Below are 17,458 nucleotides of genomic sequence, written 5' to 3' on the forward strand. Positions count from 1 at the left end.
AAAATCGGACAAATATAATCGGAGCAGTAAAGCGGAAGGCCGGAAAACCTCATAATGTACTGTACCGGGAATACGGCTGGAACCGTGGGGCGTTTATAGTAATGTCAACGACCTCTAGTTAGAAGAGATCACAACTACGTAGATTTATCTAGCGATACCCGGTGCCAAAACTGCAAAAATGCCATTGGCACCGGGGTATATTGAATTAGTTTTTCGTAGCCGACAACTTCTCCATCACTTGGTCCAGATTAAAGCTGGCGGGCTTTTGCCTGATTGGAAATTCCTTAAAGCTCTCCAGCCATTTTCCCACCACGGCTTGAGACGGGACGACGACGAAGGCGCGGTCGAAAAACCACTTCTCGTACTCTATTGAGGTGTCTCCACGCTCGAATGGGTCGGCCCGCAGGTTGAACAGCAACGGTGCTCTCAGTTCGGTGAAAGGTTGACGCCATACGCCAATGCCGTCGTGGTCCTGCGACTTGAAGACTACCTTCCAGTTTTGCACGCGCACGGCCACCATCTCCCCGTCGTCGTTCCAATACAGGAAGTCTCGGCGAGGCGCGTCATTGGAACTTCCTGACAGGAATGGCATGAGATTGTAGCCGTCGAGGTGGACTTTAAAATTCTTCACCCCGGCCGCATATCCCGTCAGGCATTTGGCAACGATGTCGGGTTCGCCTGCTGCCGCGCAGAACGTTGGGATTAGGTCATAATGCGAAAATGGTTCATTATGGATCGTCCCTGGTTTGATGACGCCCGGCCATCTGATGCACGTAGGAACGCGGTAGCCACCCTCCCAATTCGTTGCCTTCTCTCCTCGAAACGGGGTACTGCCGCCATCAGGCCAAGTCATGACCTCCGCTCCGTTGTCGCTGGTGTAGACAACGATCGTGTCCTCGGCGAGCCCAAGATCGTCCAGTTTCTTCAGGAGTTCGCCAATTTGGCCATCGTGTTCGACCATTCCGTCCGGATAGACCCCGAGACCTGTCTTGCCGGCTGATTCGGGTTTTAAGTGAGTATTCACATGCATGCGCGTCGAATTGAAATAGCAGAACCAGGGCGCGTCGCCTTTGGCTTTTCGATCAATAAAATCGAGCGCGGCTCCCAAGAACTCCTGGTCGACGGTCTCCATTCTCTTCACAGACAATGGCCCAGTGTCTTCTATTTTGCCGTCGGCTGTGGCTTTGATGACGCCTCGCGGCCCGAAGCGTTTGCGGAATTCCGGGTCTTTTGGATAGTCCGGGTTCTCAGGCTCCTCCTCGGCATTGAGGTGGTAGAGATTGCCAAAGAACTCGTCGAAGCCGTGCGCCGTCGGAAGGAACTCGTCCTTATCGCCCAAGTGGTTTTTACCGAACTGCCCGGTCGCGTACCCGAGCGATTTGAGAAGCTCGGCCACGGTTGCGTCCTCGGGCTGTATGCCAATGTCAGCACCTGGGAGACCGACCTTGGTCAATCCTGTTCGGATGGGCGACTGGCCGGTAATAAACGCTGCTCGCCCAGCAGTGCAACTCTGCTCACCGTACCAGTCGGTGAACATCGCCCCCTCGTTGCCGATGCGGTCGATATTTGGCGTACGGTAGCCCATCATGCCACGGTGATAGATACTCGGATTAAACCACCCGATATCGTCACCCATGATCATCAGTATATTCGGTTTCCGGCCGGAGCCTCCAGCAGGCGAAGCCTGCTGCGCTTTGGCAGGGGTCGGTCCGGACATGGCAACAGCAGTCGCCGCGAGCGCCGTGCTTGCTACCAGTAGATCGCGTCGACTAAGGCCACGATTCATTTTGATTGGAGATACGTTTTCCTTTTCATCTGCCATTTTAGCGTCCTCCACAAAGCAGACGGCTGAAACCGTCGGCGAGATGGTAGACCGATCTCAATGTCTCTACAACCGAAGTCTGGATTCACATTCCGGAGAGTTGTGCTGCTAACGATCCGTATTTAAGCCAAAGCATTAGCTCAAACATGATGTCCGCTTCCGCCCCAAAACCTGCCACCCTCGGCACAAAAAATCATCCCCGCAAATCCCCGCTCTCAAAACCCGTGCCATACTTCTTCCCGTCCCACCACGGATACACCGGTTTGCGTTGCCGGCGAGGTGGGGCCGGTGCCCGGACGGTTTGGCGAAACGCGCGCAAAATCCCCGGGGCTGCGTGAAAGGTGGTTCTCCTCCGGTTCGTGAAAGCGGATCGGGCGTGCCGGGTGGCCACGCCGTCTTTGGACGGTCCAGGGCCAAGCCCCGCCGCATTGAAAGGCCTGGCGGATAAGCGGCCGGGCCGGGGCATTGGAGGCTTTCCTGTCAGAGAGGAAAGCGCAGAAGAACCTGAGAAGCGCGGCAAAAGACACTGAAACGGGGCACATCGCGTGTCACCTACTATTACTTATCTGAGGCACCCGATGTGCCCCGGCCGATCCTGCCGCGCCAAAGCGGCAGACATTGCAGATGCTTCAAACCACGGGCGAAAAAGCCGCCGCGTGACCGCCAACCCGCGTCCATCGTTTTTGATCCCACCACCTTGAAAAGGAAAACACCATGCCTGCGATCTGCGGACCTGAAGACCTGCCGCTCCGTCCCGAACTGTTCGAAGCGCTATGCCGCGCCACCGCAAAGAGGATGGATATTCCCTCCTTCTGCCGGGTGCGGCGCTGCGGCCGCCAGGAGGAATGTACGGGCAAGCTGAAGCTGCGCGAAATCCCGCCCTGCTTTCGCGGCCATGTCGATGTTGATGCGCTGTTGCCGGCGTGCATCGCTGGTGCCGACGATGCCTGGTTCCGCGCATTCGTGCTTGAATGGATACTGTGCCGGGAAGATTATTTCGGTCGCGTCCGCCCGCCCGAAGCGGTTCGCAGCCTGCTTGCCCTTGACGAGCAGTGGCCGGTTTCCATCTATGTCGATGAGCAGGACGAAACGTCGGCGGTCGCACGCTCAGGCACCGTGACACGGGATTTGCTCGAGACGCTGCAGGCCTCCCTGGAGGGGAAGCGTGCCCGGATCGATGAAAGAGGCGCATCTCAAGGAGGAGACTGACATGCCCTATGTCGATGGATTTATCGTTGCTGTCCCTAAGGACAGTCTTGAAGCCTACAAGGATCTGGCGCGCACCGCTGGCAAGGTCTGGAAGGAATATGGCGCGCTCTCCTATGTCGAGTGCATCGGCGACGATGTGCCCTATGGCGAGCACACCTCCTTTCCCCGCGCCGTGCAGGCGACCGATGACGAACTGGTGATTTTTTCCTGGATCACCTATCCGTCGCGCGAGGCGCGGGATGAGATCAACAAGAAGGTCATGGCCGATCCGCGCCTCAGCATGGACAACTGGGCCATGCCGTTCGACGGCAAGCGGATGATCTATGGCGGCTTCCAGAGTTTTCTGGAATTGTAGCGCTGAGCCCTGCCAAGCCGATGGGCCAAGCCGGTCTGAAAGGATTTTATGCCCCAGACGATCATCAGCCTGCCGACGCGCGGCGCCGGTCTTTACGAGTTTACCGGCGAGGCGCAGGCGTTCGTGCGCGCGGCCGGCGTGGAGGAGGGGCTTTTGACCGTGTTCGTGCGCCACACCTCCTGCTCGCTGCTGATCCAGGAAAATGCCGATCCCGACGTCAGGCGCGATCTCGACCAGTTCTTCAAGCGCCTTGTGCCACCGTCCAGCGACCCGTCGATGGGGTGGGTCATCCACACCGCCGAAGGCCCGGACGACATGCCCGCCCATATCAAGGCGGCGCTGACGCAGGTCTCGATCGGCATTCCCGTCGGGCAGGGCCGCCTGATGCTCGGCACCTGGCAAGGTCTCTACCTCTTCGAACACCGCGACCGCCCGCACCGCCGCGAGGTGGTGTTGCATCTGGGTGGATGAGGTGGTGATGGCGTTGAATTACAGGAACAAAAACAGTTGTTTGGGCGTTCTCGAGTTTCGTTTGGGTTGGTCCGTGAGCGAAAGACTCTTCCACGCGACGGACGTCGTGTGGCTGGCAACCTGTGACAGGCACAGGAATGACGGGAGAACGCGGAACCGGTCCAATCACACGACAAAATAACGCCGGTGCCAACCGCACCGGCCAGACAGGCAAGGAAAGAAACATTGACCGACGCGCAAACCATTGCCAGCCGCTTCATGCAGGCGCTCAACGAACGGGATTTCGATACGATCGGCACACTCCTCGATGAGGACGTGGCGCTCGATACCCTGACCGGCCAGCGCACCATCGGTTCAGGTCCATTGCGGATGGGGGTGATGAGCTATTTCCGTCATTTCGACGAAAGCTTCAGCGACATGGTGCTGATGCACGACGCTTTCGGCCAGCGTGTTGCCGTCGATACCACCGCGCGCGGCCATTACCGCGAAACCATGCCGGGGTTCTCTGAGGCCAGCGGCCAGTCCTATTCGATACCGAGCGTCTTCGTCTTCGAGTTCGAAAACGGCGCAGTCACCCGCCTTAGTCACTATCGCAATATTCGTGTTTTTGAACAGATGCTTGCCCGCTGAGCACGCTCTCCGCCTTCTTCCTGCCATTCCAGCACGTTCTTGCTTCGGCTGAACCCCGGATGAACGGCAGATTCGGGTTCCGTTCAGCCACGCCGGATTAGGGTCTTGTCAATGCCCCGGAACAAAGGCGGGCGGACGTCTCACAGTTTTGGACCCATAAGGAGAAAAAGTCATGAAACAGATTTTTGCAAAGCTCGCTCTTGCCGGCATGATCGGTCTGACCGGCCTTGGTGCCACGCTCGCACCGGCAGCCGCCGATACGCTGACCCTCGGCATACATTCCGGCGGTGTCGTCGATGTCCAGTACCGCGATCGTGACCGCGATGGCTACGGCGATGAACGCGACTGGGATCGTGATCGCCGCCATCGCCCGGGCTGGGGCGAGAATCGCCGCGGCCGCTGCGATCCTTGGCTCGCCGAGGAAAAGGCCCGCGATTTTGGCATCCGCCGCGCCCGCGTGGTTGATGTCTCGCCCCGCCGGGTCGTCGTCGAAGGCGTGCGCCGTGGCGACTATCGCAGCATCGTATTTGCCAATGCCCGCGGTTGCCCGGTGATTGGCCGTTAATCAAGGCTTGTCATTCCAATTCTTTCCGCCTTGTCTCCCCCGGCCGGCGGAAAGTTTCACCCCTCGTGGTTTTCCGCGGGGGGTGTTTTGTTTTGGGGCGCTGGATGCCGCGTCTGTCACTTTCCAAAACTGTTTGCATAAAAAAAACCCCGCTGGAGCGGGGTTCGATTGTCCACGGTGCTTGGCGATGCGCTATTATTGCTTGATCGCGAAGGTGACGTTGACGGTGACGTTATAGCTGTTTTCTCCCGTGGCGATCGGTACGGCATCACCGGCATACTCTTTTGCCATGGTGCGCATCATCGGCATCGGTTCGGGCCGGGATGAGTTCTCTGAAATTTCAACGATACGGCCAATCGAAACGCCGGCGGCCTCCGACAGCACCTTGGCCTTGGCAACGGCATCCGTCACCGCCGACTTGCGGGCTTCGGTGACCGTTGCTTCCGGCTTGTCGTTGGAAAACTGGATCGAGCCGCCCTGGTTGACGCCGAGCGTCACAGACTGATCGATGATCTCGCCGAGCTTGGCCAGGTCGCGCACCTTGATGGTCAGCGAATTGGCCACCTGGTAACCGGTCAGCACCGGCTGGCGATTGCCGCCGTCGCTGTTGTCCGGATACTGGTACTGCGGATTGACGGCGAAGCCGGAGGTCTGCAGATCACGGTCGGCAATGCCGGCGGCCTTCAGCGCGTTGAGCACGTCGGCCATCGCCTTGTTGTTGGCGTCGAGCGCTTCCTTGGCGGTCTTGGCATCCTTGACGACGCTGAACGACAGGATGGCGAGATCGGGTGCAATGCTTGCACGGCCTTCGCCGGAAACAGTGATCACGGCTTCACGCGGCGCGGTGTCCTGCGCAAAGGCCGACGTGCCGGCAATACCCGCAAAAGCAGCCGCCAGAACGACGGTCTTGAGGCGGCGGGGGAAATAGGTGGATGTCATGGATGGGTTCTCTCCAGTTGTGTTTCGTCCCTGCAACCTTATTGATGATTGATTGTGTAGGGATTGCGGCAACGTCTTGTGGGAAAACCAGTTTTCCGCTAGAGCCAGTCCCACCCGCGGTCTGCCATTGACCCGCGGTGCACCGGATACCTCCGGCAGGGCCTGTAGCTCAATGGTTAGAGCCGGCGGCTCATAACCGCTTGGTTGGGGGTTCGAGTCCCTCCGGGCCCACCAAAAATCCTATAAAACAATTACTTGTGCGATTTTTAATCGGCAGGGTTAGCCAGCCGTTAGCCTCGCTGGTTTTCGTCTGATGCCGCGACGGTGGGGGGCGCATCCCTATATGTGAGCCTTTCTTGCTCCGAACTACCGGTTTTGATGGGCAGGTATGGGAAAATGGGAGATCGTTCTGTTGTATATCCAATTGTTTATTTCAAGTTGTATTGGCTGTATTTTATCTTATCTATGATTGTACGTTTGTCGTTATGTGTATTATCGCGTGTTTCCGTCTTGCTCTTGAGGAAACGGCCAAGTGGAATCGACGCGGCTTTGTTTGTTTGGCTTTATAAGATGCTCAGTGTTGTTTCCTGAGATAGATATTATTGTATTAGCTTTGGGTTAACTGTTGCGCTTTACCGGCATTTAGAGTTTCGCCCGTATTGTCTTTACCCAAAGGTCATTTGTGCTGCCAGCTTCTATGGCGCGAACTAACGGGGTGTGGACAGTGCGGATATTGAAGCGGCTTCTGACGGATAGGGCTGGCAATTTTGGCATCCTGGCGGCAATTGCCATTGTTCCTGTTCTTGGTTGTGCCGGCATGGCGATCGATTTCAGCCGTGCGATGGAACTCAAGAGCCGGCTGCAGGACGCGGCCGATGCCGCGGTGCTCGGGTCGATCGCCGAGAAATCGGCCGGCGTCGCGCAGGCCGTTGGCATGACGCAGGATGGTCCTGTGCCGCTGAGCGAGCAGGAGGCAGAAGCGCTGTTCAGCGCCCAGACCAACTCCAGCACTTTGGGCGAGAAAAGTAAGGATCAGGACCTGAAGCTTGACCTGGTCAAAGCAAAGGTCACCAAAAATGGCAAGGACATCAATGCGCATCTGACCTATGAGGCGACGTTGCAGACATCCTTTTTGCGCATCCTCGGAAAAAACAGCATTACGGTTTCGGGCAGTGCCAACGCCGTCTACCAAACGCAGTCCTTCATGGATTTCTACATGCTGCTCGACAATACCCCATCCATGGGGGTGGCCGCCACCCCGGCCGACGTCGACAAGATGATCACCGCGACGAAGAATGTCTCGGATTCCGGCTCCAGAAATTGCGCTTTTGCCTGTCATATCGTTGCTGAAAACGGCGTGATCAACACCAACAGCAATTATTTCGTCGCCAAGACGAACGGTATCGCCATTCGAATCGATGTCGTTGCAAAGGCCGTCAAGGCACTGACCGATGAAGCCGAGCGCCAGCAAAGTTATGCCAATCAGTTTCGTATGGCTGCCTATACCTTTGGCGAGACGGCACAAGATGTGAAGCTGCTCAAGGTGGCCGAACTCACCGCCGACCTGTCGAAGGTGAAGACCGGTACGCAGGACATCAAGCTGATGAGCATTCCCTACCAGGGATACAACAACGACCAGCAGACGAGCTTCGACAGTGCGTTGACCAAGATCAATATGGAAATCAGCGCGCCGGGCACCGGCACCACCTCTGCCAATCCGGAAAAGGTGGTATTTTTCGTGTCCGACGGGGTTGGCGACAGCAATAAGCCGAAAGGCTGCACGAAAAAGCTCACGGGCACCCGCTGTCAGGAACCGATCGACACGACCTATTGCCAGGCCTTGAAGGATCGCGGGATCAAGATCGCTGTCCTCTACACGACTTACCTGCCGTTGCCGAACAACGGCTGGTACAATAGCTGGATCAAACCGTTCCAATCTGAAATCGGCACGCGCATGGAAGCCTGCGCATCCCCGGGCTTCTATTTCGAGGTCAGTCCGACACAAGGCATCGAAACCGCCATGAAGGCGTTGTTCAACAAGGTGATCAGGACGCCGCGCCTGACGAGTTGAGCCGCGAAACTGAACGGCCATGCGTCCAATGTGGAGGCATGGCCGTTTTCCGGTCTATTGCGCCGTCTGTTTGATGGTATTCTCTCGCGTTTTTGCAGCGCAGCATCGTGACGCTCTGTACAATTGCCCTCAAGCGCAGTAAGAGGGCGCGCATGTATTGGCTGGCGACGTGCCGGCTGCGGGGACTGCGCTTACCCTCATCGACCGAGGAGCGCATGACATCCGAATTCCGAAAGATAAGCATATGGTAGAGTTAGACGGCATCGCTCCGGCGATCGCTCAGGCATTGAGCAAGCGCGGTTATTCAGAGTTGACGCCGGTTCAGAAGGCTGTTTTGGGCTCTGAACTCGAAGGCAGGGACGCGCTGGTCTCGGCGCAGACCGGTTCGGGAAAGACCGTCGCCTTCGGCCTGGCGCTCGCCTCGACGCTGCTCGGCGGCAAGGACCGGTTCGGCCAGGCCGGCGCGCCGCTGGCGCTCGCCGTCGCACCGACCCGCGAACTCGCGCTTCAGGTCAAGCGCGAGCTGGAATGGCTCTATGAACTGACCGGCGCAACCGTCGTCTCCTGCGTCGGCGGCATGGACATGCGCAGTGAACGGCGCGCGCTCGATCGCGGCGCCCATATCGTTGTCGGCACGCCCGGCCGTCTCTGTGACCATATCCGCCGCAACGGCCTCGACATGTCGGGCCTGAAGGCCGTCGTTCTCGACGAAGCCGACGAGATGCTCGATCTCGGTTTCCGTGAAGACCTCGAATTCATCCTTGAGGCAGCGCCGGCCGACCGCCGCACGCTGATGTTTTCCGCGACTGTGCCGCGCTCGATTGCCAATCTGGCGAAGAGTTACCAGAAAGATGCCATTCGTATCTCGACCCAGGCCGAGCAGAAGCAGCATCTCGATATCGAATACCGGGCGCTGACCGTCGCACCGTCCGATCGCGAAAATGCGATCATCAATGTGCTGCGTTTCTATGAGGCGAAGAATGCGCTGGTGTTCTGCTCGACCCGTGCTGCCGTCAACCATCTGACCGCGCGCTTCAACAATCGCGGTTTCGCGGTTGTTGCCATGTCCGGCGAACTCAGCCAGAACGAGCGCACCCATGCGCTGCAGGCGATGCGCGACGGACGCGCCCGCGTCTGTATTGCGACCGACGTTGCTGCCCGCGGTATCGATCTGCCGGGCCTCGAGCTGGTGGTTCATGCCGATCTGCCGACCAATCCTGATACGCTGCTGCACCGGAGTGGGCGCACGGGCCGCGCCGGACGCAAGGGCGTCAGCGCGCTGATCGTTCCGAACAGCGCCCGCCGCAAGGCTGAACGCCTGCTTCGCGATGCCAATATCAATGCCGAATGGGGGCGTCCGCCATCGGCCGACGAAGTCAGCCGCCGCGATGACGAGCGGGTTCTGGCCGATCCGGCGCTCACCGAAGCGATCACGCCCGACGAGGCGGATTTCATCCGCGAATTGCTCGAAAAGCATGGTGCCGACCAGGTGGCTGCAGCTTTCCTGCGACAGGCGCGTGCGGGCCGTTCGGCACCGGAAGACCTGATGGATACGCCATCCTATACCCCATCCGGCGATCGTCCCGACCGTGGCGACCGCCCGGAACGCAGCGAACCGCGTGCTCCGCGTGGCGATTTCGGCGATAGCGTCTGGTTCTCGCTGTCGGCTGGCCGCAAGCAGAGTGTCGAGCCGCGCTGGCTGATCCCGATGCTGTGCCGCATCGGCAAGATCACCAAGCAGGAAATCGGCGCCATCAAGATGCAGACCGAGGAAACCTATATCGAGATCGCTCGCGAGTGGGTGGACCGTTTCGTCGAGGCGATCGGTCCGAAGCGGGCGCTCGAAAAGGGCATCACCGTGACGCAGCTCGACGGCATGCCTGATCTGTCCGGCGGTTCGCGTGGTGCGCCGTTTGCGGGCAAGAAGCCTTATCCGGCAAAGCAGGCCGACTGGAACGGCGAGAAGCCCAAGCGCAAGTTCGAGGGCAAGCCCGATTTTGCGAAGGCCGACAACCGCCCGGCTGAAAAGACCGACAGCAAGCCCTGGACGAAGAAGGCTGGCAAGCCGGCTTTCGACAAGCCGAAATTCGATAAACCGAAATTCGACAAGCCGAAGTTTGACAAGCCTGCGACAGAGGGCGTTAAGCGCAAGCCGTTCAAGAACAAGACGAACTGAGGCTGGTTGCTGGGAAATGCGCCGGGTCAGGTCAAAGACCCTGATCCGGTGTTGCCCCTCACCCTAACCCTCTCCCCGTAAACGGGGAGAGGGTTAGGGTGAGGGGCGCGAGCGAAACCCTAGACGTCAGGTTCCGCCGCTTGGCCCGGTTCCGGACTATTTTATCGCGCTACCAAGCGTCGCGATCTTCCCGGCCAATTCTCCAGCCAATCGCAAACTCGCGCCGCAGGCGATGACCATTTGTGGCAGGATCATCCATTCCAGGGTCCAGGCGGCCCCCGACCGTTCCTGTTCATGCACCATCGACTGGTGAATGCCGGAAAGCTGGACGGCGTTGAAACGGGCGAGCGATACCAGCGCTTCGGCAGCGACCGGGTTTTGCTTGTGCGGCATGGCCGAGGAGCTGCCGCCGCCCAAAAGCGTAATTTCGGTTCCCGATTGAGCGAGTAGGGCGATATCCTGGCCGAATTTTCCAAGGCTGCCTGAGATCAGCGACAGGAGATGGGCGATATCGGCGATGGTTGTGCGCTGGCTTTGCCATTGCGGGCGGTCGGAAAGGCCGAGGTTTCCGGCCAGCGTTGCCCGAACGGCGCCTGCCTTATCGCCCAGTTTCTGGAGTGTTCCTGCGGCCCCGCCGAACTGCACCGGAAATGACGTTTTCTGCAGCCTGTCGCGATAATGGGCAAAAGGCGATGACCATGCGGCGAGGCGATCGGCGACGGTGATCGGGATGGCCGCCTGCATGCGCGTGTGGCCCATCAGCGGGTTTCCGCCCCAATCATGTCCAAGACCGTAGAACGAACCGAGCAGCTGCGACAATCGATCGGAAAGGATGGCGCAGGCCGCCTTTAGCCGCAGCATCAGGCTGGTATCGATGACATCCTGGCTGGTGGCGCCGAAATGGATTTTTTCCGCCGCTTCACCACTAATTGCCTTGCGCAATTGCCGGACGAGCTCGGGGATCACCACGCCATCCGTCGCGACGGCGTGGCGCAAAGCAAGGACGTCGGGCTGAAACGTGCCGCAGATTTCGGCGATACGAACAGCCGCTTCCTTTGAAACGACACCGTGATCCGCTTGCGCCTGTGCCAAGGCCGCTTCGAAGGACAACATGGCGCGGATATCCGCTTCCGCCGAGAAGAAAGCAGAAATTTCCTCGTCGCCGAGAAGGCCCGAGAGATAGGGATGGTCGAAGGGCGAAGCGGTCATGTCTGTCCTTAGTCCAGGGGCTCTAGCAGGCTGCTGAAAAACCCTGAAGATGATGATTTGACGAAGCAGTACCCCACTCTCCGTCATCCTCCCCTCGGGTTAAACTCGAGGGCTAGTGGCGGGGATCCAGCGACCCGACGTCTTTCGGGTCAAAAGACTCTTTCCGCTCAAGGACTTGAGCTGGCTGGATCTGTTACGAGCACAGGAATGACGCAGGATCTGGCAATCGCACAATTTCCAAAATGATCTACCAAATGCCGAGAGAATGACTTTATCAGCAGCCTGCTAGATGTCGAGGAATACGGTTTCCTTTTCACCCTGCAGATGGATATCGAACGTATAGACCGATCCCTCGCGCGGCGCGACCAGTGTCGCGACACGGTGGCGGTGTTCAATGCGGGCAAGCAGCGGGTCTTCCGCGTTGGCCTCTGCCTCGTCGCCAAAATACATGCGGGTGTGCAGGCCGATATTGATGCCGCGGGCGACGATCCAGACGGTGATGTGCGGCGCCATCCTGCGCCCGTCCTTGTAGGGCGCGCGTCCGGGCTTGATGGTTTCGAACGTGAAGATGCCATCGTCGGCACCGGTCGGGCAGCGGCCCCAGCCGGTGAAGTTGGGGTCGGCGGTGCCGCGCAGTTCCGAGGGGCTGTTGTAGAAACCGGCTGCGTCGGCCTGCCAGATTTCGACGAGCGCGTCCTTCAGCGGGGCACCCGCGCCGTCCATCACCCGTCCGCGCACGGTGATGCGTTCTCCCAGCGTCCTGTCGTTGACCATGGCGGCGCCGAGGTCAGCTTCGTAAACGCCGGTAACGCCGGCGAAATTCGGGGTGCATCCGATATGGACATAGGGGCCGGCGGTCTGCGACGGCGATTCCTTCAGGTAGCCGAGATCCTGGACCATCAGTTGCCCTCCATCCGGTTTTCAAACAGCGTCGAGCGGCGGCCGCGCAGGACGATGTCGAACTTGTAGGCGCGTGCATCCATCGGGATGGTATTGGCCCAGTCCAGCGGTGCGATCAGCTGTTCGATAGCGCCTTTGTCCGGGATGGTGGTGACGATCGGACACTTCCAGATCATCGGGTCGCCTTCGAAATACATCTGGGTGATCAGCCGCTGGGCAAAGCCGTGGCCGAAGATCGAGAAATGGATATGGGCCGGGCGCCAGTCGTTGACGCCGTTCGGCCAGGGATAGGCGCCGGGCCGGATGGTGCGAAAGCGGTAGCTGCCGTCCTCGTCGGTGATGGTGCGGCCGCAACCGCCGAAATTCGGGTCGAGCGCGGCGAGATAGCTTTCCTTCTTGTGGCGGTAACGGCCGCCGGCGTTGGCCTGCCAGAACTCGAGCAATGCGCCGGGAACCGGCTTGCAGCGTTCGTCGAGCACGCGGCCATGGACGATGATGCGCTCACCGATTGCGCTTTCGCCGGGCTTGGCGAAATTGTGGATGAGGTCATTGTCGAGTTCGCCGAGCAGGGAATGGCCAAAGACCGGGCCGGTGATCTCGGAAATCGTACCGTCAAGCGATAGCAACGCCTTTTGCGGCGAGCGCAGCACCGAGGTTTTGTAGGCGGGCGTCAGGGCAGGGGCATGCCAGGCGCGGTCGCGCTGGAAGAAAGCGCCGGTCTCAGGCTTGTTGTTGGAAAGATCGGACATCTCATTCTGCCTCATGCCGCCTGTTCGGCGTCCATTTGCTCGAAAACCTGCTTGGCGATCTTGATCGCACGATTGGCGGCGGGAACGCCGGCGTAGATCGCCACATGCAAGAGCGCTTCGCCGATATCCTCGCGGCTGGCGCCGGTATTGGCAGTCGCGCGCACATGCATCGCCACTTCTTCGTCATGCCCAAGGGCTGCAAGCAGGGCGATGGTGACGATCGAGCGCTCGCGTTTCGTCCAGGTCGGCCGCGACCAGAGGTTTCCCCACGCAGCCTCGGTAATCAACTCCTGAAAAGGCTGGTCGAAATCGGTGGTCGCGGATTGTGCCCTATCGACATGACGGTCGCCCAGCACGGCACGGCGGGTGACCAGGCCCTGACGGTAACGTTCGGTAGGCGCGGTGGCGTCACTCATGGGCTTTTTCTCCAGACAGGACGGTATCGATGAAGGCGCGCAGCACGGCCGTCAGCATCTCCGGTTGCTCGACGCAAGGGATATGGCCGGCATCGTGGATGACTTCGTAACGGGCGCCTGGGATCAGCTTTGCGGTCGATAGAACGAGATCGGGCGGCGTCGAGCCATCCTGATCGCCGACGATGCAGATGGTCGGAACCGCGACACGTTTGGCCGCTTCGGTGAAATCGGCATCGCGGATCGCAGCGCAGGTGCCTGTATAGCCTGTCACCGGTTGGCGGATCAGCATATTGCGATAGCCGTGCAAGGCATTGTTTTCCGGCCGGCGGAAGGCGGGCGTGAACCAGCGTTCGAGAATGCTGTCGGTAATGCTGGCTATGCCGTTTTGCTCGATGGCGGCGATGCGGGTGTTCCAGAGGTCGGCCGTGCCGATCTTGTGGGCGGTATCGCAGAGTGCCAGCGCCCGCACCAGATCCGGACGGGCGGCATAGAGGCCCTGCGCGATCAGGCCGCCGACCGACAGGCCGCAGACAATCGCCTGCTTGACGGCTAGGAGATCGAGCAGGCCGGCGAGATCGGCGACGTGCAGGTCCATCGAATAGGGCATGTCGCCGACATCGGAGAGGCCATGGCCGCGCTTGTCATAAAGAACCATGGCAAAGTCGCCGGCGAACCGCACGATCACATCGCGCCAGATGCGGAAATCCGTGCCGAGCGAATTGACAAAGACCAGCACCGGCTTGTCATTGGATGCACCGATGACCTGATAGTGAAGCGTGATGTCGTTGATGCGGGCAAACTGCACGGGAATTCTCCTCCGTTGCCAGATTGGAACTTTAATCTGGTTCGGTAAAATGACATTTTATTGCCTATCATTAACTCCTGAGTTATGAGTTGCCATGATCGACGCTCGTGTGAAATTCCGCCATTTGCAGACCTTTGTCGAGGTCGCCCGCCAGAAGAGCGTGATGAAGGCGGCGAGCCTCCTGCATGTCAGTCAGCCGGCGGTGACCAAGACCATCCGCGAGCTGGAAGAGGTTCTGGGCGTTGCCGTCTTCGAACGTGATGGCCGCGGCATCAAGATCAGCCGTTACGGCGAAGCCTTCCTGCGGCATGCGGGGGCGGCGCTGACGGCGCTGCGGCAAGGGCTTGATTGCGTATCGCAGGAGCGTTCCGGCGATGGTCCGCCGGTCCGGATCGGCGCGCTTCCGACTGTTTCAACCCGGATAATGCCGCGGGCCATGGCGAATTTCCTCAAGGAGGAAACCGGTAGCCGCATCAAGATCGTCACCGGTGAAAATGCCGCGCTGCTGGAGCAGTTGCGCGTCGGCGATCTCGATCTGGTGGTCGGGCGGCTTGCGGCGCCCGAGCAGATGACTGGTTTTTCCTTCGAACATCTCTATTCCGAGCAGGTCGTCTTCGTGGTGCGCAGCGGCCACCCGCTGCTGTCGGCACAACAGTCGGTCTTTGATAATCTCGGTGTCTACCCGGTGCTGATGCCGACGCGCGCCTCGATTATCCGGCCCTTCGTCGAACGCTTCCTGATCACCAACGGGATTGCCAGCCTGCCCAACCAGATCGAAACCGTCTCGGATTCCTTCGGTCGGGCTTTCGTGCGGGCGAGCGATGCCATCTGGATCATTTCGACGGGGGTGGTGGCCGGCGATATCGAGGACGGAGTGCTTGCGCCCTTGCCGATCGATACCAGCGAGACCAAGGGACCGGTCGGGCTGACGATGCGGGCCAATGCCATCCCCTCGATGCCGCTTGCGATCCTGATGCAGACGATCCGCGAGGCTGCGGCCGAGGTTTCGGCTGTTTCGGTCGTCCATGCAGAGCGTCGGCAGCACTGAGCTGCGCCTGACTGGCTTGATGGTTTTCCTGTACGACATTACCACCGGCTGATAATCTGCATTCAACTCCAAGTTTTGGATTTCATTGGCGTATTCGGGGTCATAGGAAAAGCATGTCGGAAGTAACGGTAGAGCCTGCCGCAAAAGGCCGGCCGACGGTCTGGACCAAGCCGCTGAGATCGCTTCTGGGGCTTGCCATGGCGGCTCTGCTGATCGCCGTTTCGGGGACGCTGATCAGTCTGGGCTATGTGCGGGCTCGCGACGCGGCGCTGGTCAATGCCGAGGCCGACATGCGGGCCTTTTCCGAGCGTCTGATCGACCGGCTGGGCATTCTTTCCGGACGAACGACCGCGCTGGTGGGGTTCACCGCGTCAATCGCCAATTCTTTTCTCGTGCCGCCACCAGAACGTATGAGCGACAAGATCAAGCTGCTGCGCGAGATCATCGCCCAATCATCCAATCTGGACGGAATTTATGCAGGCTACCCGGACGGAGAATTCATCCAGGCTGTCGACCTCAGCGCCCCGGCGTGGCGCACGGCTCTCGATGCGCCGGACCTGGCGGCGATTGCTGTTCGGTTGATGCAAACGGAGCAGACGGGCGACCGCAGCAACCGGCTGATTTTCCTCGACAAGGATGGCAATCAGATATTGGAGCGGCGTCTCCTCTCCACCGGTTTCGATCCGAGGAAACGTCCCTGGTATCAGGCTGCGGTCAACGGCACGATGCCGGCGGCGATCGGACCCTATACGATGGTGACGACCGGGGCTCTGGGCATGACTATTTCACAGGCGCATCACGGCAATGGCGGTATCGTCATCGGCGCGGATATAGATCTTGGCACAATCACCGAATTCATGGCGCGTGAACGCCTGACCGCGGATACCGTCGCCTTCGTGATGGATGCGGCCGGCAAGCCGATCATGCATTCCGATCGCGGGCTTATGGCCCGTATGACAACGGTGAAGGAAAAGGGGGAGCTGGATGTTTCAAAGCCGATCGATCCGCTGCTGACCGGCATAAAGGCCAACCTTCCGACCGGCAATGGGGTGAGTTTCGCCGATATCGACGGCCGCACCTACATCATCATGGTGACCTCGGTGAAATCCGTGCTTTTGCTTGCGGGGCACCGGACGGTGGTGGCGGCCCCCCTGGACGAACTGACAGCGGCGGCCAATCGCAACCTTTATCAGGGCCTTGCCATTGCGGCCGTCATCGTCATTCTCGGACTGCTTGCAGCGCTCTTCATGGCGCGGCTGATCACGCAATCGCTGAGCCAGCTGACCGCCAATGCAAACCGGCTGCAGGATCTCGATTTTACCGGGCCGAGCCAAGTCACCTCGCACGTCACCGAGATATCGACTCTCGGGCGCGCGATGAACCGGGCGCGCGATGCGATCTTCACCTTCGCGCTGTATGTGCCGAAAGAACTTGTGCGCAAGGGCATCGAATCCGGGCAGTTTGCGGGCAGGGGCGCGCGGCGGCAGGAGGTGACGGCCTGGTTTACCGATATCTACGACTTCACCACGCTGAGCGAGCAGCGGACGCCGGAAGAGGTGGTGGCGCTGCTGTCGGACTATTTCGATATCTTCAACGAGACCGTCAGCGCCCATGGCGGCGAGATCATCCAGTTTCTCGGAGATTCGGTCTTTGCCATGTGGAACGCGCCGGTTGCCGATGAGCACCATGCGGAAAATGCCTGCCGTTGCGCTCTGGCGGTCGAGAGAAAACTCAAAGTGTTCAATGCCGATCTGAAAGCGCGGGGGTTACCGGAACTGCGTACCCGCTTCGGCATTCATACGGGCACGGCGGTTGTCGGCAGTGTCGGGGCCAAGGAGCGGCTGCAATACACGGCGATGGGCGATACCGTGAACGTTGCCTCCCGCCTCGAAGGCATGAACAAGGTTTATGGCACGGCGATACTCGCCAGCAGCGCGGTGGTCGCATTGTGTGGTGACGCAATCGCCTTTCGTCCACTTGGTGAGGCGCAGGTCAAGGGCCGGGCGACTGCGCTGGACCTCTACGAGGTTATCGGCGAGAAGACTACAGCGGACTGTCCCGAAGCTGCGATTTCTACGAAGCGGGCCTGACGC

The 17,458-nt window shown here is 59.6% G+C and carries 16 protein-coding genes and 1 tRNA gene; 10 read left to right on the forward strand and 7 right to left on the reverse strand.

Annotation, left to right across the window (positions count from 1 at the left end; all coding sequences use genetic code 11):
• Positions 1-205: 205 nt before the first annotated feature.
• Positions 206-1,822, reverse strand: coding sequence for an arylsulfatase (locus tag ACP7E0_RS01645; protein WP_426122537.1), 1,617 nt, complete (start codon positions 1,820-1,822; stop codon positions 206-208).
• A 714-nt stretch (positions 1,823-2,536) separates the two neighbouring features.
• Here ACP7E0_RS01645 and ACP7E0_RS01650 point away from each other — a divergent pair.
• From ACP7E0_RS01650 to ACP7E0_RS01670, 5 genes are all read left to right on the forward strand, one after another.
• The gene (locus tag ACP7E0_RS01650; RefSeq protein ID WP_426122538.1) at positions 2,537-3,031 is read left to right on the forward strand and encodes a hypothetical protein; all 495 of its coding nucleotides are present in this window, start codon (positions 2,537-2,539) and stop codon (positions 3,029-3,031) included.
• A 1-nt stretch (position 3,032) separates the two neighbouring features.
• On the forward strand, positions 3,033-3,386 hold the full coding sequence (locus ACP7E0_RS01655; protein WP_426122540.1) for a DUF1428 domain-containing protein: 354 nt from the start codon (positions 3,033-3,035) through the stop codon (positions 3,384-3,386).
• 48 nt (positions 3,387-3,434) lie between these two features.
• Positions 3,435-3,857: a secondary thiamine-phosphate synthase enzyme YjbQ gene (locus tag ACP7E0_RS01660; RefSeq protein ID WP_426122541.1), complete on the forward strand. Its 423-nt coding sequence runs from the start codon at positions 3,435-3,437 to the stop codon at positions 3,855-3,857.
• Positions 3,858-4,082: 225 nt separating this feature from the next.
• Positions 4,083-4,487, forward strand: coding sequence for a nuclear transport factor 2 family protein (locus tag ACP7E0_RS01665; protein WP_426122542.1), 405 nt, complete (start codon positions 4,083-4,085; stop codon positions 4,485-4,487).
• Between the two features lie 172 nt (positions 4,488-4,659).
• A complete protein-coding gene (locus tag ACP7E0_RS01670; RefSeq protein ID WP_426122544.1) occupies positions 4,660-5,052 on the forward strand; it encodes a hypothetical protein in 393 nt (130 codons plus the stop codon).
• Between the two features lie 195 nt (positions 5,053-5,247).
• On the opposite strand, the gene ACP7E0_RS01675 is transcribed toward ACP7E0_RS01670, so the two are convergent.
• Entirely contained in the window at positions 5,248-5,991 is a 744-nt protein-coding gene (locus tag ACP7E0_RS01675; RefSeq protein ID WP_426122545.1) for an SIMPL domain-containing protein, read from the reverse strand.
• A gap of 158 nt (positions 5,992-6,149) precedes the next feature.
• Here ACP7E0_RS01675 and ACP7E0_RS01680 point away from each other — a divergent pair.
• From ACP7E0_RS01680 to ACP7E0_RS01690, 3 genes are all read left to right on the forward strand, one after another.
• A tRNA-Ile gene (locus tag ACP7E0_RS01680) sits at positions 6,150-6,225 on the forward strand.
• Between the two features lie 463 nt (positions 6,226-6,688).
• Positions 6,689-8,062: a TadE/TadG family type IV pilus assembly protein gene (locus ACP7E0_RS01685; protein ID WP_426122546.1), complete on the forward strand. Its 1,374-nt coding sequence runs from the start codon at positions 6,689-6,691 to the stop codon at positions 8,060-8,062.
• A gap of 244 nt (positions 8,063-8,306) precedes the next feature.
• Positions 8,307-10,238 carry a DEAD/DEAH box helicase gene (locus ACP7E0_RS01690; protein ID WP_426122547.1) on the forward strand — a complete coding sequence of 644 codons (1,932 nt, stop codon included), beginning with the start codon at positions 8,307-8,309 and terminating at the stop codon, positions 10,236-10,238.
• Between the two features lie 156 nt (positions 10,239-10,394).
• Here the strand turns inward: ACP7E0_RS01690 and ACP7E0_RS01695 are convergent, their stop codons facing one another.
• From ACP7E0_RS01695 to pcaD, 5 genes are all read right to left on the reverse strand, one after another.
• Positions 10,395-11,447 (reverse strand): 3-carboxy-cis,cis-muconate cycloisomerase, encoded by a 1,053-nt coding sequence (locus ACP7E0_RS01695; protein ID WP_426122548.1) that lies wholly within the window; start codon positions 11,445-11,447, stop codon positions 10,395-10,397.
• 285 nt (positions 11,448-11,732) lie between these two features.
• Entirely contained in the window at positions 11,733-12,347 is a 615-nt protein-coding gene (gene pcaG / locus ACP7E0_RS01700; protein WP_426122549.1) for a protocatechuate 3,4-dioxygenase subunit alpha, read from the reverse strand.
• Positions 12,347-13,096, reverse strand: a complete 750-nt coding sequence (gene pcaH / locus ACP7E0_RS01705) for a protocatechuate 3,4-dioxygenase subunit beta (protein ID WP_426122550.1) — start codon at positions 13,094-13,096, stop codon at positions 12,347-12,349. The genes pcaG and pcaH overlap by 1 nt, the downstream gene beginning before the upstream one ends.
• Positions 13,097-13,107: 11 nt before the next feature.
• Entirely contained in the window at positions 13,108-13,512 is a 405-nt protein-coding gene (pcaC, locus tag ACP7E0_RS01710) for a 4-carboxymuconolactone decarboxylase (protein ID WP_113317429.1), read from the reverse strand.
• A complete protein-coding gene (gene pcaD / locus ACP7E0_RS01715; protein ID WP_426122551.1) occupies positions 13,505-14,317 on the reverse strand; it encodes a 3-oxoadipate enol-lactonase in 813 nt (270 codons plus the stop codon). The genes pcaC and pcaD overlap by 8 nt, the downstream gene beginning before the upstream one ends.
• Positions 14,318-14,411: 94 nt before the next feature.
• On the opposite strand from pcaD, the gene pcaQ reads away from it, so the two are divergent.
• Together pcaQ and ACP7E0_RS01725 are read left to right on the forward strand one after the other, a co-directional pair.
• Complete coding sequence (gene pcaQ, locus ACP7E0_RS01720; protein WP_426122552.1) at positions 14,412-15,365, forward strand: pca operon transcription factor PcaQ; 954 nt, start codon at positions 14,412-14,414, stop codon at positions 15,363-15,365.
• A gap of 113 nt (positions 15,366-15,478) precedes the next feature.
• Entirely contained in the window at positions 15,479-17,455 is a 1,977-nt protein-coding gene (locus ACP7E0_RS01725; RefSeq protein ID WP_426122554.1) for an adenylate/guanylate cyclase domain-containing protein, read from the forward strand.
• Positions 17,456-17,458: the final 3 nt, after the last annotated feature.

Origin of the sequence: Pararhizobium sp. PWRC1-1, from assembly GCF_049897905.1 — a bacterium.
GTDB lineage: Bacteria > Pseudomonadota > Alphaproteobacteria > Rhizobiales > Rhizobiaceae > Pararhizobium.

Coding starts and splice junctions, on each gene's coding strand:
- ACP7E0_RS01645 (WP_426122537.1), bottom strand. CDS start 1,822: ATGGCAGATGAAAAGGAAAACGTATCTCCAATCAAAATGAATCGTGGC.
- ACP7E0_RS01650 (WP_426122538.1), top strand. CDS start 2,537: ATGCCTGCGATCTGCGGACCTGAAGACCTGCCGCTCCGTCCCGAACTG.
- ACP7E0_RS01655 (WP_426122540.1), top strand. CDS start 3,033: ATGCCCTATGTCGATGGATTTATCGTTGCTGTCCCTAAGGACAGTCTT.
- ACP7E0_RS01660 (WP_426122541.1), top strand. CDS start 3,435: ATGCCCCAGACGATCATCAGCCTGCCGACGCGCGGCGCCGGTCTTTAC.
- ACP7E0_RS01670 (WP_426122544.1), top strand. CDS start 4,660: ATGAAACAGATTTTTGCAAAGCTCGCTCTTGCCGGCATGATCGGTCTG.
- ACP7E0_RS01675 (WP_426122545.1), bottom strand. CDS start 5,991: ATGACATCCACCTATTTCCCCCGCCGCCTCAAGACCGTCGTTCTGGCG.
- ACP7E0_RS01685 (WP_426122546.1), top strand. CDS start 6,689: ATGGCGCGAACTAACGGGGTGTGGACAGTGCGGATATTGAAGCGGCTT.
- ACP7E0_RS01690 (WP_426122547.1), top strand. CDS start 8,307: ATGGTAGAGTTAGACGGCATCGCTCCGGCGATCGCTCAGGCATTGAGC.
- ACP7E0_RS01695 (WP_426122548.1), bottom strand. CDS start 11,447: ATGACCGCTTCGCCCTTCGACCATCCCTATCTCTCGGGCCTTCTCGGC.
- pcaG (WP_426122549.1), bottom strand. CDS start 12,347: ATGGTCCAGGATCTCGGCTACCTGAAGGAATCGCCGTCGCAGACCGCC.
- pcaH (WP_426122550.1), bottom strand. CDS start 13,096: ATGTCCGATCTTTCCAACAACAAGCCTGAGACCGGCGCTTTCTTCCAG.
- pcaC (WP_113317429.1), bottom strand. CDS start 13,512: ATGAGTGACGCCACCGCGCCTACCGAACGTTACCGTCAGGGCCTGGTC.
- pcaQ (WP_426122552.1), top strand. CDS start 14,412: ATGATCGACGCTCGTGTGAAATTCCGCCATTTGCAGACCTTTGTCGAG.
- ACP7E0_RS01725 (WP_426122554.1), top strand. CDS start 15,479: ATGTCGGAAGTAACGGTAGAGCCTGCCGCAAAAGGCCGGCCGACGGTC.